14 protein-coding genes are annotated in these 16,106 nt (G+C 66.6%); all 14 read left to right on the top strand.

The genetic code is table 11. The features are described 5' to 3' along the window. Positions 1-48: 48 nt before the first annotated feature. The 14 genes from hslV to PSQ39_RS00330 all read left to right on the top strand — a co-directional run bounded on the left by hslV (position 49) and on the right by PSQ39_RS00330 (position 16,103). A complete protein-coding gene (gene hslV, locus PSQ39_RS00395) occupies positions 49-597 on the top strand; it encodes an ATP-dependent protease subunit HslV (RefSeq protein WP_273924619.1) in 549 nt (182 codons plus the stop codon). 60 nt (positions 598-657) lie between these two features. Next, complete coding sequence (hslU, locus tag PSQ39_RS00390) at positions 658-1,989, top strand: ATP-dependent protease ATPase subunit HslU (protein ID WP_273924618.1); 1,332 nt, start codon at positions 658-660, stop codon at positions 1,987-1,989. A gap of 250 nt (positions 1,990-2,239) precedes the next feature. Next, positions 2,240-2,668: a division/cell wall cluster transcriptional repressor MraZ gene (gene mraZ / locus PSQ39_RS00385; protein WP_273924617.1), complete on the top strand. Its 429-nt coding sequence runs from the start codon at positions 2,240-2,242 to the stop codon at positions 2,666-2,668. Positions 2,669-2,675: 7 nt separating this feature from the next. Further along, positions 2,676-3,602 carry a 16S rRNA (cytosine(1402)-N(4))-methyltransferase RsmH gene (gene rsmH / locus PSQ39_RS00380; protein WP_273924616.1) on the top strand — a complete coding sequence of 309 codons (927 nt, stop codon included), beginning with the start codon at positions 2,676-2,678 and terminating at the stop codon, positions 3,600-3,602. A 58-nt stretch (positions 3,603-3,660) separates the two neighbouring features. Next, complete coding sequence (ftsL, locus tag PSQ39_RS00375; RefSeq protein WP_273924615.1) at positions 3,661-3,951, top strand: cell division protein FtsL; 291 nt, start codon at positions 3,661-3,663, stop codon at positions 3,949-3,951. Then, a complete protein-coding gene (locus PSQ39_RS00370) occupies positions 3,948-5,681 on the top strand; it encodes a peptidoglycan D,D-transpeptidase FtsI family protein (protein WP_273924614.1) in 1,734 nt (577 codons plus the stop codon). Before ftsL ends, PSQ39_RS00370 begins: the two co-directional genes overlap by 4 nt. After that, the gene (locus PSQ39_RS00365; RefSeq protein WP_273924613.1) at positions 5,681-7,204 is read left to right on the top strand and encodes a UDP-N-acetylmuramoyl-L-alanyl-D-glutamate--2,6-diaminopimelate ligase; all 1,524 of its coding nucleotides are present in this window, start codon (positions 5,681-5,683) and stop codon (positions 7,202-7,204) included. The genes PSQ39_RS00370 and PSQ39_RS00365 overlap by 1 nt, the downstream gene beginning before the upstream one ends. Then, on the top strand, positions 7,201-8,643 hold the full coding sequence (locus PSQ39_RS00360) for a UDP-N-acetylmuramoyl-tripeptide--D-alanyl-D-alanine ligase (RefSeq protein WP_273924611.1): 1,443 nt from the start codon (positions 7,201-7,203) through the stop codon (positions 8,641-8,643). Before PSQ39_RS00365 ends, PSQ39_RS00360 begins: the two co-directional genes overlap by 4 nt. Before the next feature lie 27 nt (positions 8,644-8,670). Continuing rightward, positions 8,671-9,849 carry a phospho-N-acetylmuramoyl-pentapeptide-transferase gene (gene mraY / locus PSQ39_RS00355; RefSeq protein ID WP_273924610.1) on the top strand — a complete coding sequence of 393 codons (1,179 nt, stop codon included), beginning with the start codon at positions 8,671-8,673 and terminating at the stop codon, positions 9,847-9,849. Positions 9,850-9,852: 3 nt separating this feature from the next. Then, on the top strand, positions 9,853-11,373 hold the full coding sequence (murD, locus tag PSQ39_RS00350; protein WP_273924609.1) for a UDP-N-acetylmuramoyl-L-alanine--D-glutamate ligase: 1,521 nt from the start codon (positions 9,853-9,855) through the stop codon (positions 11,371-11,373). Further along, positions 11,370-12,638 (top strand): putative lipid II flippase FtsW, encoded by a 1,269-nt coding sequence (gene ftsW / locus PSQ39_RS00345; RefSeq protein ID WP_273924608.1) that lies wholly within the window; start codon positions 11,370-11,372, stop codon positions 12,636-12,638. The genes murD and ftsW overlap by 4 nt, the downstream gene beginning before the upstream one ends. Continuing rightward, on the top strand, positions 12,635-13,702 hold the full coding sequence (murG, locus tag PSQ39_RS00340) for an undecaprenyldiphospho-muramoylpentapeptide beta-N-acetylglucosaminyltransferase (RefSeq protein WP_273924607.1): 1,068 nt from the start codon (positions 12,635-12,637) through the stop codon (positions 13,700-13,702). The genes ftsW and murG overlap by 4 nt, the downstream gene beginning before the upstream one ends. Continuing rightward, positions 13,699-15,129: a UDP-N-acetylmuramate--L-alanine ligase gene (murC, locus tag PSQ39_RS00335; protein ID WP_273924606.1), complete on the top strand. Its 1,431-nt coding sequence runs from the start codon at positions 13,699-13,701 to the stop codon at positions 15,127-15,129. Before murG ends, murC begins: the two co-directional genes overlap by 4 nt. Continuing rightward, positions 15,129-16,103, top strand: a complete 975-nt coding sequence (locus tag PSQ39_RS00330) for a D-alanine--D-alanine ligase (RefSeq protein WP_273924605.1) — start codon at positions 15,129-15,131, stop codon at positions 16,101-16,103. The genes murC and PSQ39_RS00330 overlap by 1 nt, the downstream gene beginning before the upstream one ends. Positions 16,104-16,106 lie beyond the last annotated feature (3 nt).

The following is a 16,106-nucleotide window of genomic DNA, read 5'->3' as shown; positions in this document are numbered from 1 at the left end:
TTCATGGCCATTGCAAATTTCCCTCCCACCCCCAATTCAAGCAGCACTATGGAACAATTTCACGGAACCACCATCCTCAGCGTGCGTCGCCAAACCCCCACGGGCGTGCAAGTCGCCATCGGCGGCGACGGGCAGGTGACCCTGGGCAACATCGTTGTCAAAGGCACGGCACGCAAGGTGCGCAAGCTGCACCATGGCCGCGTGCTGGCGGGCTTTGCGGGCGCCACGGCCGATGCCTTCACCTTGTTCGAGCGCTTTGAAGCCAAGCTCGAGAAACACCAGGGCCACCTGGTGCGTGCGGCCATTGAGCTGACCAAGGACTGGCGCACCGACCGCGTGCTGCGCCGCCTGGAGGCCATGCTCGCAGTGGCCGACCGCGAGGCCTCACTGATCATCACGGGCAACGGCGATGTGCTGGAACCCGAGCAAGGCATTGTTTCCATCGGTTCGGGCGGTGCTTACGCGCACTCGGCGGCCAAAGCCTTGCTGGACAACACCGATCTGTCGCCCGAGCAGGTGGTGCGCAAATCCCTGGCCATTGCCGGCGAGCTGTGCATTTACACCAACATGAACCACACCATCGAAACCCTCGATTGATTCTTCACGCCGGGTGCCAGCGCGTGCGCGGGGCACTTGGCTTGCAGCAGGACCTGTCCCATGTCTTCCTTGACCCCCCAGCAAATCGTCTCCGAACTCGACGGCCACATCGTGGGCCAGGCCGGCGCCAAGCGCGCCGTGGCCATTGCCCTGCGCAACCGCTGGCGCCGCCAGCAGGTCGAAGCCGGCCTGCGCCCAGAGATCACCCCCAAGAACATCCTCATGATCGGCCCGACCGGGGTTGGTAAGACCGAAATCGCGCGCCGTCTGGCTCGGCTGGCCGATGCGCCCTTCATCAAGGTCGAGGCCACCAAGTTCACCGAGGTGGGCTATGTGGGCAAGGATGTGGATTCCATCATCCGTGACCTGGCCGAGGTGGCGGTCAAACAGACCCGCGAAGCCGCTGTGCGCCAGATGCGCAGCCGCGCCGAAGACGCGGCCGAAGACCGCATCCTGGACATCCTGATCCCGCCGGCCCGCCCGGTGTTGGGTGAGGCCGCAGAGCCCACCCCGGAAGGGCCCGCTCGCCAGGCCTTCCGCAAGAAGCTGCGCGAGGGCCAGCTCAACGACCGTGAGATCGAGATCGACCTGGCCGACACCAAGCAGCCGCTGGAGATCATGGGCCCCGCCGGCATGGAAGAGATGACCGAGCAACTGCGCGGCATGTTCAGCCAAATGGGCGCGGCCAAGCGCAAGACGCGCAAGCTGCCCATCGGCGAAGCCCTGCGCCTGCTGGTCGACGAAGAGGCGGCCAAGCTGGTCAACGAGGAGGAAATCCGCAGCCAGGCCCTGAGCAATGCCGAGCAAAACGGCATTGTCTTCATCGATGAGATCGACAAGGTCACCTCGCGCAGCCAGGGCAGCGGTGCCGAGGTCTCGCGCCAGGGCGTGCAGCGCGACCTGCTGCCCTTGGTGGAGGGCACGGCGGTGTCGACCAAGTACGGCGTCATCAAGACCGACCACATCCTGTTCATCGCCTCGGGGGCCTTCCACCTGAGCAAGCCCAGCGACCTGATTCCTGAACTGCAAGGCCGCTTCCCGATCCGGGTGGAGCTGCAGGCCCTGTCGGTGCAGGATTTCGAAGCCATCCTGGTGCAGACCCAGGCCTCCCTGGTCAAGCAGTACCAGGCCCTGCTGGCCACCGAGGGTGTCACGCTGGAATTCACACCCGAGGGCATCACCCGCCTGGCGCAGACGGCCTTCGACGTCAATGAGCGCACCGAGAACATCGGGGCTCGCCGCCTGTCCACCGTGATGGAGCGCCTGTTGGATGAGGTCAGCTTTGAGGCCACCGAGCGTCAGGGGCAAACGGTCGTCATTGACGCGGCCTTTGTCGATGCCCGCCTGGGTGAGTTGAGCCAGGATGAGGATTGGTCTCGTTACATCCTGTGACGTTCATCTGAGCTTCACGGAACACTTTCAGTGACGGAGCTAAGTGCTTAATTCACAACGATTTTCATCCGTTGTTGACTTTCGATTGCGGCTCTAAGTCCTTGATTTCATTGAAAAAATTCTGGCAAGACACCTTGCGGCTGCGGCATTTCCTGCTACAGTGGAAAAAAGTGCAATTTAGTGGTGAAAAGTGCCTCATGGAGGTGTTTTTACCGCTCTGGCGCTTGAACTCAACCTGGGGTGTGCTGTCGTGTTTCAAGGGGCTTCGTCTCTGAGTCTGGATGCGAAGGGTCGGCTTTCTGTGCCGACCCGGCACCGTGACGTCTTGAGCGCGACGGCGGGTGGTCAATTGACCATCACCAAGCACCCCCACGGCTGCCTGATGGTCTTCCCCCGCCCCGAGTGGGAGAAGTTCCGCGAGCGCATTGCCGAGCTGCCGATGTCGGCCCAGTGGTGGAAGCGCATCTTCCTGGGCAACGCCATGGACGTGGAGATGGATGCCACTGGCCGTGTGCTGGTGTCGCCTGAACTGCGCCAGGCCGCTGGCATCAGCAAAGACACCATGCTGCTGGGCATGGGCAACCACTTTGAACTGTGGGACAAGGCGACCTACGACGAGCAGGAAGCCAAGGCCATGCAAGGCGACATGCCCGAGGTCTTCAAGGATTTTTCTTTCTGAGGCCCCTTTGGACACCCCTTTGCAACACACCACAGTCTTGCTCGACGAGGCGGTCGACGCCTTGTTGGGCGGCGAGCTGCCCGAGGGCCCGGCCACTTGGGTGGACGCCACCTTCGGGCGCGGCGGCCACTCCCGGCTGCTGCTGTCCCGGCTGCGGCCGCAGGACCGCTTGATCGCGTTCGACAAAGACCCGGACGCCATTCAAGAAGCTGCGCGCATCACCGATGCGCGTTTTTCCATTCGGCACGAAGGATTTCGCCACCTGGGCGAGCTGCCCGCGGGCAGCGTGCAAGGTCTGCTGATGGATCTGGGCGTGAGTTCGCCGCAGATCGACAACCCGCAGCGCGGGTTCAGTTTCCGTTTCGATGGCCCCCTCGACATGCGCATGGACACCACCCGGGGTGAGAGCGTGGCCGAGTGGCTGGCCACGGCGGAACTTCAACAAATTTCGGAGGTGATACGTGACTACGGCGAAGAACGGTTTGCTTTTCCGATTGCAAAGGCGATTGTGGCTCGCCGACAGGAACGGGGCCCAATTTCAACCACCGCCGAGCTGGCCGAGCTCGTGGCTGGCACGGTCAAAACCCGCGAGCCGGGCCAGAACCCTGCAACGCGCACATTTCAGGCTCTTCGGATTTTCATCAACGCCGAGCTTGAAGAGCTGCAACAGGCGCTAGAGGCCAGCTTGGCCGTGCTGGCGCCCGGTGGGCGCTTGGCCGTGATCAGCTTCCATTCTTTGGAAGACCGCATCGTCAAGCAGTTCATTGCCAAGCACAGCAAGGAGGTCTTTGACCGCCGCGCTCCCTTTGCCGCGCCTCAGGTCATGAAGCTCGACGCGCTGGAGCGCATCCGCCCCAGTGCCGACGAGGTGGCGCGCAACCCGCGTTCGCGCAGCGCCATCATGCGGGTGGCCCTGCGCACGGAGGCGGCATGAGCCGTCGGGGTCTGTTGCACGGCGGTGTGCAGCTTCACGTCGGGGGAGGGCGTGGGCTGTGATTCGCCTCAACCTCGTTTTGCTGGTGGCCATTGTGCTCAGCGCCTTGTACCTGGTGCACAGCCAGTACGAGTCCCGTCGCCTGTTCATGGCGCTGGACCGGGCGCAGGCCGAGGCCCGCAAGATCGAGGTTGAGCACGAGCGCCTGCAGGTTGAAAAACGCGCTCAGGCCACGCCTTTGCGCATCGACAAGCTGGCCCGTAACCAGCTGCAAATGCGCACGGCCACGCCAGCCATCACGCAGTATGTGCAGCTCAAGGGCGATGCCGCCGAGGGCAGCAAGCCATGAGCCGCAGCGTGCTCTACACCTCCAGCCCTTTGCTGGCCAGCAAGACCCCGGTCTGGCGCAGCAAGTTCATCGTCGCGGTGGTGGCGCTGGGCTTTTTGGGCCTGGCCGCCCGGGCTGCCTACATCCAGGTGGTGGGCAATGCTTTTTTCCAGCGCCAGGGTGAAGTGCGCTTTGCACGCACCCTGGAGCTGCCGGCCAACCGCGGCCGCATTCTGGACCGCAACGGCCTGATCCTGGCCTCCAGCGTGCCCGCGCCCAGCCTCTGGGCCATTCCTGAAGACGTGGACCGCGACCCGGTGAAGCTGCGCCAACTGGCCAAGCTGATCGACATGCCGATCGCCGAGTTGAACAAGAAGCTGCAGGACGAGGACAAGACCTTCGTCTGGATCAAGCGCCAGCTCGATGAGCCTGTGGCGCGCGAGGTGGCCGCCCTGGGCATCAAGGGCTTCTACCAACGCAAGGAATACAAGCGCCAGTACCCGGAGGGTGAGAGCGCTGCCCACGTCGTGGGCTTCAACAACGTGGAAGACCAGGGCCAAGAAGGCATTGAACTGGCCTTCAACAAAGACCTGGGCGGCAAGCCCGGCTCCCGCCGCGTGATCAAGGACCGGCTGGGCCGCGTGGTCGAAGACGTGGGCGAGCAAGTGCCTCCTGTGGATGGCCGCGACATCCGCCTGAGCATCGACAGCAAGGTGCAGTTTTTCGCCTACCAGAAGCTGCGCGAGGCCGTGACCGCCAACAAGGCCAAGGCTGGCAGCGTGGTGGTGCTGGACTCGGTCACCGGCGAAATCCTGGCCCTGGCCAACTACCCCAGCTATGTGCCTGACAAGCGCCAGAACCTGACCGGTGAGCAGTTGCGCAACCGCGCCCTGACCGACACCTTTGAGCCCGGTTCGACCATGAAGCCCATCACCGTGGCCATGGCCATGGAGGCCGGGCGCATCACGCCGCTGAGCATGATCGATACCGGCCCTGGCCGCTACACCATCACCGGCGCCACCATCACCGACACCCACGCCAACGGCATGCTGACGGTGGAGCAGGTGATCCAGAAGTCCAGCAACATCGGCGCGGCCAAGATCGCCCAGCGCATGTCGCCCCATGAAATGTGGGACACCTTCACCGCCTTGGGTTTTGGCCAGAAGCCGCAGATCGCCTTCCCTGGGGTGGTCACGGGCCGGCTGCGCCCCTACAAGACCTGGCGCCCGATTGAGCAGGCCACCATGTCCTACGGCTATGGCCTGTCGGCCTCGCTGTTCCAGATGGTGCACTCCTACACCGCCTTCACCGATGACGGCGAAATCATCCCGGTCACCATGCTGAAAAGCGATGCCCGGGCTTCGGGGGTGAAGGTGTTTTCGCCCCAGACCGCGGCCGCCGTGCGCAAGATGCTGCAAATGGCCGCAGGCCCTGGCGGCACCGGCCCCAAGGCCCAGACCGTGGGCTATTCGGTGGGCGGCAAGTCTGGCACCGCGCACAAGCAAGTGGGCAAGGGCTATGCCAGCAACAAGTACCGCTCCTGGTTCACCGGCATGGCGCCGATCGACAAGCCGCGCATCATCGTGGGCGTGATGCTCGACGAGCCCAGCGCAGGCCAGTACTACGGTGGCCTGGTGGCCGCTCCGGTGTTCAGCGAAGTGGTGCAGCAGACCTTGCGCATGATGGGGGTGCAGCCCGACCTGTCGGTCAAGCCGCAGGTGGTGGCCCAAACTGTTGAGGAGTCCTTCTGATGCAAGTGCTCCACAGCCCCGAACAAGCCCTGCAGTGGTTGCGCGCCCAGGGCGCCACCGAGCTGCGCGTGGACAGCCGCCAGGTGCAGGCCGGTCAGGCCTTCATTGCCTGGCCGGGCGCCGCCACCGACGGCCGCCGTTTTGTGCGCGCCGCCTTGGCCCAGGGCGCCGTGGCTTGCCTGGTCGAACGGGAGGGTGTCGAAGCGTTGGCCGATTGGCCCGCCGACGCCCCCGTGGCCTGCTATGCCGGCCTGAAGGCCGCCACCGGCCCGCTGGCGGCGCTGTGGTGGGGTCAGCCTTCGCAGGACATCGATGTGCTGGCCATCACCGGCACCAATGGCAAGACCTCCACCGCCTGGTGGTTGGCCCAGGCCTTGTCGGCCCTGCCCGACGCGCTGCGCCGACCCTGCGCCATGATCGGCACCCTGGGCACTGGCCGGGTGCCGCAGCCCGACCAGGCGGGCACCGACCCGCTGGCCCAGTTGGCGGGCACGGGCATGACCACCCCCGACCCCGTGCTGCTGCAAAGCCAGCTGCGTCGCTTCATTGACCAGGGCTTCAGCGCCTGTGCCCTGGAGGCCTCGTCGATTGGGGTGGCCGAGCACCGCCTGGACGGCTGCCGCGTGCGCGTGGCCCTCTTCACCAACTTCACCCAGGACCACCTGGACTACCACGGCAGCATGGCCGCCTACTGGGCTGCCAAAGCCGCGTTGTTCGCCTGGCCCGGCTTGCAGACCGCCGTCATCAATGTGGATGACGAACACGGTGCGGCCCTGGCCCAGGACCTGGCTTCGCGCCTGGACTGCTGGACGGTGTCGCTGCACGGTGGAGCGCGCTTGAATGCGCAGCAGATTCACCACGGCGAACGCGGCCTGAGTTTTGTCGTGCAAGAGGGCGCGCAAAGCCTGCCCCTGAACACCGCCTTGATGGGCCGCTACAACGTCAGCAACCTGTTGGGCGTGATCGCCACCCTGCGCAGCCTGGGCGTGCCCCTGGCCGACGCCGTTCAGGCCTGCCAACACCTGCTGCCCGTGCCGGGCCGCATGGATTGCCGCGGTGGGGCTGGTCAGCCCCTGGTGGTGGTTGACTACGCCCACACCCCGGATGCGCTGGAAAAAGCCCTGCGCGCCTTGCGCCCCATCGCCACCGAGCGCGGTGGTCGCCTGTGCTGCGTGTTCGGCTGCGGCGGTGACCGCGATGCCACCAAGCGCCCACTGATGGCCGCCGTGGCTGAAAAAGAAGCGGACTGGGTCATGGTCACCAGCGACAACCCGCGCTTTGAAAAGCCCGAACACATCATCAGCCAAGTCCTGCTGGGCCTGAGCCACCGCCAGTGCGTGCAGGTGCAGGCCGACCGCGCCGCCGCCATCCAGGAGGTGCTGGCCCAGGCCAGCGCCGCCGACGTGGTGCTGGTGGCGGGCAAAGGCCATGAGGCCTACCAGGAGACGGCGGGCGTGCGCCATCCTTTTTCCGATCACGCCACCATTGACGCGGCCTTGCGCCTGAAGGGAGGGCGTGCATGAGCAGCCCCCAACACATGATGACCTTGGCCGACGTGGCCGCCGCCTTGCCTGGCGCCCGCCTGGTGGGCGACGCGGCCACGCCGCTGCTGCGCGTGGCCACCGACACCCGCAGCCTGCAAGCGGGCGACCTGTTCGTGGCCCTGCGCGGCGAGCGTTTCGATGCCAATGACCTGCTGCCCCAAGCGGCTGCCTCGGGGGCCAGCGCCGTGCTGGCCGAGCGCGACCCCGCCGCCGCTGGCCTGGCCGGCGTGCAAGTGCCCGACAGCCGCCTGGCCCTGGGCCAGTTGTCAGCCGCCTGGCGCCAGCGCTTCACCGGCCCCCTGATCGCGGTCACCGGCAGCAATGGCAAGACCACCTGCACCCAGATGCTGGCTTCGGTGCTGCGCGCCCACTGGGGGGCGGCCAGCCTGGCCACCGAAGGCAACTTCAACAACGACATCGGCGTGCCGCTGACGCTGCTGCGCCTGCGCCCTGAACATCAGGCCGCCGTGGTCGAACTGGGCATGAACCACCCGGGCGAAATCGACTACCTGCGCCGCCTGGCCCAGCCCACCGTGGCCCTGGTCAACAACGCCCAGCGCGAACACCAGGAGTTCATGGGCACGGTGGACGCCGTGGCCCAGGAAAACGGTCAGGTCTTGCTGGGTCTGGGCGCACAAGGCGTGGCCGTGTTCCCGGCCGACGAGCCCTATGCCGCGCTGTGGGCCCAATTGGCGGGCCCCGCCCGCTGCCTGCGCTTTTCGACCACGCCTGGCGTGGCCGCTGAAGTCACTTTGCTGTCGGCCCACTGGGCAGGCGCCGCCTGGACCGTGCAAGCCCAGAGCCCGCAAGGCCTGCTGAACTACCGCTTGCAGGTGGCCGGCATGCACAACGTGCGCAACTCGCTGGCCGTGCTGGCTTGCGCCCTGGCTGCTGGCGTGCCGGTGTCGGCCATCGAGCGCGGCCTGGCGGACTTCAGCCCGGTCAAAGGCCGCTCGCGCGCCTGGGTGGCCAACTGGTCGCAGGGTGGGGCGCCGCGCGCCATCACGGTGGTGGATGACACCTACAACGCCAACCCCGACTCGGTGCGCGCCGCCATCGAGGTGCTGGCGGCCTTGCCCGGTCCGCGCCTGCTGGTGCTGGGCGACATGGGCGAGGTCGGTGACCAAGGTCCTGCCTTCCATGCCGAAGCCGGCGCCTACGCCCGTGAGCGCGGCATCGAACAGCTCTATGCGCTGGGCGAGCAAAGCGCGCAGGCCGTGCAGGCCTTTGGTGCGGCGGGCCGCCACTTCGCTGATTACGAGGCTTTGCAGCACGCCGTGCTGCAAAGCCTGTCCGAGGCCGCATCGGTGCTGGTCAAGGGCTCGCGCTTCATGAAGATGGAGCGCGTGACCGGGGTCATCGACGCCGCAGCCCGGGCGTCCACTCAGGCGGAGGTGGCCGATGCGCCCCGCGCCTGATTCATTTTGTTTTGAGGAGAAGCAACCATGCTGCTGAGTCTTGCCCAATGGTTGCAGACGCTGTCGCCCGAATTCGGATTTTTCCGGGTGTTCCAGTACCTGACCTTCCGCGCCGTCATGGGCGCGACCACCGCGCTGCTGATCGGCCTGCTGGCCGGCCCGGCCGTGATCCGGCGCCTGCGCGCCCTGAAAATCGGCCAGCCCATCCGGGGCTACGCCATGGAATCGCACCTCAGCAAGAGCGGCACGCCCACCATGGGCGGGGTGCTGATCCTGCTGTCGATTGCCATCTCGACCCTGTTGTGGGCCGACCTGAGCAACCGCTTTGTCTGGATCGTGCTGCTGGTCACGCTGGGCTTTGGCGCCATCGGCTGGGCCGATGACTGGCGCAAGGTGGTCAACAAAGACCCCGAGGGCATGCCCTCGCGCGAAAAGTACCTGTGGCAGTCGGTGATCGGCCTGGTGGCCGCGCTCTACCTGGTGTTCAGCATCTCGGAAAGCTCCAACCTCAAGGTGATGGAGCTGTTCATCACCTGGGTGCAGTCGGGCTTTGACGTGGACCTGCCGCCCAAGGCGGGCTTGCTGCTGCCCTTCTTCAAGGAAGTCAGTTACCCGCTGGGTGTATTCGGCTTTGTGATCCTGACCTACCTGGTCATCGTGGGCTCGAGCAACGCGGTCAACCTGACCGACGGCCTGGACGGCCTGGCCATCATGCCGGTGGTGATGGTGGGCTCCTCGCTGGGCGTGTTCGCCTACGTCACGGGCAGCTCGGTCTACAGCAAGTACCTGCTGTTCCCGCACATCCCGGGGTCGGGCGAGTTGCTGATCTTCTGCTCGGCCATGGCCGGTGCCGGCCTGGCTTTCCTGTGGTTCAACACCCACCCGGCCCAGGTCTTCATGGGGGACGTCGGGGCCTTGGCCCTGGGCGGTGCCTTGGGCACCATCGCCATCATCGTGCGCCAGGAAGTGGTGCTGGCCATCATGGGCGGCATCTTCGTGGTCGAGGCCCTGTCCGTCATGCTGCAGGTGAGCTGGTTCAAGTACACCAAGCGCAAATACGGCGAGGGCCGGCGCTTGCTCAAGATGGCGCCGCTGCACCACCACTTCGAGAAGAGTGGCTGGAAAGAGACCCAGGTCGTGGTCCGCTTCTGGATCATCACCATGCTCTTGTGCCTGCTGGGCCTGACCACGCTGAAGCTGAGGTAAGCCGTGAGCCGCCTGCAAGACCAGCACATCCTGATCCTTGGCCTGGGCGCGTCCGGCCTGGCCATGGCGCGTTGGTGCGCCCGCCAGGGCGCGCGCGTCACCGTGGCCGACAGCCGCGCCCAGCCGCCCCAACTGGCCACACTGCAGGCCGAATGGCCTGAGGTCGGCTTTGTCGGTGGCCCCTTCAGTGCCAGCCTGGTCGACGGCACGGACGTGCGCGCGGTGTTCCGCTCGCCGGGTCTGTCGCCCGCGACCGTGGCGCCTGTTTTCGATGCGGCCCGCGCCATGGGCCTGTGGGTGGGCGGCGAGCTGAGCCTGTTCAACCACGCCTTGAGCGAGCTGCGCGAGGCGCAGGCCTACCAGCCGGCGGTGCTGGCCATCACGGGCACCAATGGCAAGACCACCGTGACCTCGCTGACGGGCCAGCTCGTGGAGCGTGCCGGCAAGACCGTGGCGGTGGCTGGCAACATTGGCCCGACCCTGCTCGACACCTTGCAGCAGCACCTGGACGCCAGCAGCCTGCCCGAGGTCTGGGTGCTGGAGCTGTCCAGCTTCCAGCTCGACGGCATCACGGGCTTTGAGCCCACCGCCGCGACCGTGCTCAACGTCACCCAGGACCACCTGGACTGGCACGGCAGCCTGGCCGCCTATGCCGAGGCCAAGGCCCGCATCTTTGGCCACCAGACCTTGCTCGTGCTCAACCGAGACGACGCCAGCGTGATGGCCATGCTGCCCGCACCGCAACGCGCCAAGCTGCAAAAGCCGGTGGTGCGCGAGCACATCACCTTTGGCGCTGGCTTGCCGGCTCGGCCCAGCGACTACGGCATCGAAGTGGTCAACGGCATGGCCTGGCTGGTGCGCGCCCTGGAGGCCGATGAGACCCGCAAGCGCCGCAAGGACGAAGACGAAGAACTGCACATCCAACGCCTGATCCCCGCTGACGCGCTGCGCATCCGGGGCCGCCACAACGCCACCAACGCCCTGGCCGCCCTGGCGCTGGCCCAGGCGGCCGGCTGCGCCATCGGTCCGATGCTTTATGGCCTGCGTGAATACGCGGGCGAGCCGCACCGGGTGGAACCGGTGGCGCTGATCCAGGACATCGAATACTTCGACGACAGCAAGGGCACCAACGTGGGGGCCACGGTGGCGGCCTTGCAAGGCCTGGGGGCCGAGCGCCGCATCGTCGTCATCCTGGGCGGTGACGGCAAGGGCCAGGACTTTTCTCCGCTGGCCGACCCCGTGTCGCGCTATGTGCGCGCCGTGCTGCTGATCGGCCGCGATGCCCCCCTGATTGCCCAGGCCCTGGCCGGCACCGGCGTGCCCCTGCACACCGTCGCCACCCTGCCCGAGGCCGTGCAACAGGCAGCGACACTGGCGCGCGGCGGCGACGCCGTGCTGATGTCGCCCGCCTGCGCCAGCCTGGACATGTTTGACAACTACGAGCACCGCGCCCGCGTCTTTTGCGCGGCGGTGCAGACCCTGGCGGATGAAGCCGGCACCTCGCTGGAAGGGGGCTTGGCATGAGCCAGGCGGCAGGACCTTTTTCGGGACGGCTTTCGGGCTGGTTCAGCGGCGTCTCCAAGGCCGCGGTCGAGGTCTTGCCCATCCGCACCTGGTCGGCTGACGAGGGGCGCGGTGCGCCGGCGCGTGCCAGCATGTTGGGCGTGGACCAGGCCCTGGTCTGGGTCACCGTGGCCCTGCTGGCCTGGGGCTTGGTGATGGTCTATTCCGCCTCGGTGGCCATGCCCGACAACCCGCGCTTTGCCAACTACACCCACACCTACTTCCTGAGCCGCCACGCGCTGTGGCTGGTGATGGGTTTTGTCGCGGCGCTGCTGGCCTTCCAGGTGCCGATGAAGGTCTGGGAAAAATGTGCGCCCTGGCTGTTTGTGGGCTCGCTGGTGCTGCTGATCGCGGTGCTGATCCCCCATGTGGGCAAGGTGGTGTACGGCGCGCGGCGCTGGATCGCCCTGGGCCCGCTGAGCTTTCAACCCTCCGAATTGGCCAAGTTCGCCGTGCTGCTCTATGCCGCCGACTACATGGTGCGCAAGATGGAAGTCAAAGAGCGCTTCTTCCGCGCCGTGTTGCCCATGGGCGTGGCGGTGGGCTTGGTGGGCGCCTTGTTGCTGGCCGAACCCGACATGGGCGCTTTCATGGTGATCGCGGTGATCGCCATGGGCATCTTGTTCTTGGGCGGTGTGAACGCCCGCATGTTCTTCTTGATCGCCGCCGTGCTGGTGGGTGCCTTCAGCATGATGATCGCCGCCTCGCCCTGGCGGCGTGAGCGCATCTTTGCCTACCTCGACCCCTGGAGCGAGCACAACGCGCTGGGCAAGGGCTACCAACTGTCGCACTCGCTGATCGCCATCGGGCGCGGTGAGATTTTTGGCGTCGGCCTGGGCGGCAGCGTCGAGAAGCTGCACTGGCTGCCCGAGGCCCACACCGACTTCTTGCTGGCGGTGATCGGCGAAGAGTTCGGCCTGATCGGCGTGCTGCTGGTCATCGGCCTGTTCCTGTGGATGACCCGCCGCATGATGCACATCGGCCGCCAGGCGATTGCGCTGGACCGGGTCTTCCCCGGTCTGGTGGCGCAGGGCGTGGGCATCTGGATGGGCTTTCAGGCGTTCATCAACATGGGCGTGAACCTGGGCGCGCTGCCCACCAAGGGCCTGACCCTGCCTTTGATGAGCTACGGCGGCTCGGCCGTGCTGATGAACTTGGTGACCATCGCCGTGGTGCTGCGCATCGATTACGAAAACAAAGTGCTGATGCGCGGAGGCCGGGTATGAGCCGTCAAAAAACCGCACTGATCATGGCCGGCGGCACCGGCGGCCACATCTTCCCGGGCCTGGCGGTGGCCGAGGCGCTGCGCGAGCGCGGCTGGCGCGTGCACTGGCTGGGTGGCCCCAACAGCATGGAAAGCCAGATCGTGCCGCCGCGCGGCTTCACTTTCGAGACGGTTGATTTCTCCGGCGTGCGCGGCAAGGGCCTGCTGACCCTGGCGCTGCTGCCGATGCGCCTGCTCAAGGCCTTCTGGCAAAGCCTGCAGGTGGTGCGCCGCGTGCAACCTGACGTGGTGGTGGGCCTGGGGGGCTACATCACCTTTCCGGCCGGCATGATGGCGGTGCTTTGGGGCAAGCCCCTGGTGCTGCACGAGCAGAATTCGGTCGCCGGCATGGCCAACAAGGTGCTGGCTGGCGTGGCTGACCGCGTGTTCACCGCCTTCCCGGGCGTGTTCGCCAAGGGCCGCTGGGTGGGCAACCCGCTGCGCGCGGGCTTCACCTCGCAGCCAGGTCCTGCTGAGCGCTTTGCCGGTCGCCAGGGCCCGCTGCGCGTGCTGGTGGTGGGGGGCAGCCTGGGCGCCAAGGCGCTCAATGACACCGTGCCGCAAGCGCTGGCCATGATCCCGCCTGAGCAGCGCCCCTTGGTGCGTCACCAAAGCGGCGCCAAGCAGATCGACGCGCTGCGCGAGGCCTACCGCGCCGCGGGCGTCGAAGCCGATCTGACCCCCTTCATCGACGACACCGCCACGGCTTTTGCCGAGGCCGACCTGATCATTTGCCGCGCCGGTGCCAGCACCGTGACCGAGATCGCCGCCGTCGGCGCCGCCGCGGTGTATGTGCCATTCCCCTTTGCGGTGGACGACCACCAGACCACCAACGCCCGCTTCCTGGTGGACGAACAAGGGGGCTGGCTGATGCCGCAAACCGAACTCAAGCCCGGCCCGCTGGCCGAGCTGATCCTGACCACCCCCCGTGCCGATCTGTTGGCGCGGGCATTGCAAGCCAAGAAGATGCAAAAAACTGAAGCCACCACCGAGGTGGTGAACGCCTGCGAGGAGCTGGCCCGATGAAGCACGCCATTCGCCACATCCATTTCGTCGGCGTCGGCGGCGCTGGCATGAGCGGCATCGCCGAGGTGCTGTTCAACCTGGGCTACACGATCTCGGGCTCCGACCTGTCCGACAGCGCCACCCTGCGCCGCCTGCAAGACCTGGGCATCAAGACCTCGGTCGGCCACAACGCGGCCAATGTCGAGGCTGCGGATTGCGTGGTCACCTCCACCGCCGTGAAGGCCGACAACCCCGAGGTGCTGGTGGCGCGCGAGCGCCGCATCCCCGTGGTGCCACGTGCCCTGATGCTGGCCGAGTTGATGCGCCTGAAGCGCGGCATCGCCATTGCCGGCACCCACGGCAAGACCACCACCACCAGCCTGGTCACCAGCGTGCTGGCCGAAGCCGGTCTGGACCCCACCTTCGTCATTGGTGGGCGCCTCAACAGCGCGGGTGCCAATGCCAAGCTGGGCAGTGGCGACTACATCGTGGTCGAGGCCGACGAGTCGGACGCCTCCTTCCTCAACCTGTTGCCGGTCATGGCGGTGGTCACCAACATCGACGCTGACCACATGGAAACCTATGGCCACGACTTCAACCGCCTGAAGGCGGCCTTCGTGGACTTTCTGCACCGCATGCCCTTCTACGGCACGGCCATCCTGTGCACCGACGATCCGGCGATCCGCGAGATCCTGCCCCAGGTCAACTGCCCCATCACCAGCTACGGCTTTGGCCCCGAAGCCCAGGTGCGTGCGGTGGACGTGCGCGCCGTGGCCGGCCAGATGCACTTCACCGTGCAACGCCGCAATGGTGTGACCCTGCCCGACCTGCCCGTGGTGCTGAACCTGGCGGGCGAACACAACGTGCTCAACGCCTTGTCGGCGATCGCGGTGGCGGTGGAGCTGGGCATTGCGGACGAGGCCGTGCAGCGTGGCCTGGCCCAGTTCAAGGGCGTGGGCCGGCGCTTCCAACGCTATGGCGACCTGCCTGCGCGCGACGGCGGCCAGTTCACCGTCATTGACGACTATGGCCACCACCCGGTGGAAATGGCCGCCACGCTGGCTGCGGCGCGCGGCGCCTTCCCAGGCCGCCGCTTGGTGCTGGCCTTCCAGCCGCACCGCTACACCCGCACGCGGGACTGCTTTGAAGATTTCGTCAAGGTCATCGGCCAGGCGGACGCCGTGCTGCTGGCCGAGGTCTATGCCGCCGGCGAAGCGCCCATCGTGGCTGCCGACGGTCGCGCCCTGTCGCGTGCCCTGCGCGTGGCGGGCCGCGTGGAGCCGGTGTTTGTTGACCAGATCGAGGCCTTGCCTGAGGCCATCGTCAGCAATGCGCGTGACGGCGATGTGGTGATGTGCATGGGCGCAGGCTCCATCGGAGCCGTGCCCGCCAAGGTGGTGGAGTTGCTGCAGTCGGCAGCACAGTCGTTGAAGGGAGTGCAAATCTGATGGCGATCCAGGTTTCTGAGCTGGGCAAGGTGGCGGTGTTGATGGGCGGCAGCTCGGCTGAGCGCGAGGTCTCGCTGATGTCGGGCCAGGGCGTGTTGCAGGCCTTGCTGTCCAAGGGCGTGGATGCCCACCCGTTTGACCCCGCTGGGCGTGACCTCAGCGAGCTGCGCCAGGCCGGTTTTGCGCGCTGCTTCATCGCTTTGCACGGTCGCCATGGCGAAGACGGCACGGTGCAGGGTGCCCTCGAACTGCTCGGCATTCCCTACACCGGTTCGGGGGTGATGGCCTCCAGCGTGGCCATGGACAAGGTCATGACCAAGCGCCTGTGGTTGGCCGATGGCCTGCCCACGCCGCGCTATGTGTGCCTGAGCCCCGACCGCCAGGGCCGCGAGGTGGTGCGCACCGTGCCCGACACCCTGGGGCTGCCCTTGATCGTCAAGCCGCCGCGCGAGGGCTCGTCGATTGGCGTCACCAAGGTCAATGGCTATTCGGAAATGCAGGAGGCCGTCAGCCTGTCGGCCCGCTACGACCCCGATGTGCTGTGCGAAGAGTTCATCGTGGGCGAGGAAGTCACCTGCCCGGTGCTGGGCACGGGACTCAACGCGCGCGCCCTGCCGGTGATCCGCATCGCCGCACCTGACGGCGCCTACGACTACCAGAACAAGTACTTCACCGACGACGTGAAGTACCAGTGCCCGAGCGGCCTGCCGCCCGAGGAAGAAGCCGAGATCCAGCGCATCGTGCTGGCAGCCTACCTGTCGCTGGGCTGCCGGGGCTGGGGCCGCGCCGACCTGATGATCCGCGCCAGCGACCGCAAGCCCTTCCTGCTGGAAATGAACACCTCGCCCGGCATGACCGGTCACTCCCTGGTGCCCATGTCGGCCCGGGCCACCGGCCTCAGCTACGAGGACCTGTGCCTGCAGGTGCTGGCCAGTGCCGCCCTCGATTCCGCCCCTGCGGCGGTGCAAGGCTGATGC

The organism is Curvibacter microcysteis, assembly GCF_028649455.1.
Lineage (GTDB): Bacteria > Pseudomonadota > Gammaproteobacteria > Burkholderiales > Burkholderiaceae_C > Curvibacter > Curvibacter microcysteis.
The sequence above is the reverse complement of the archived record's forward strand: the minus strand, read 5'-3'. Positions and strand labels throughout refer to the sequence as shown.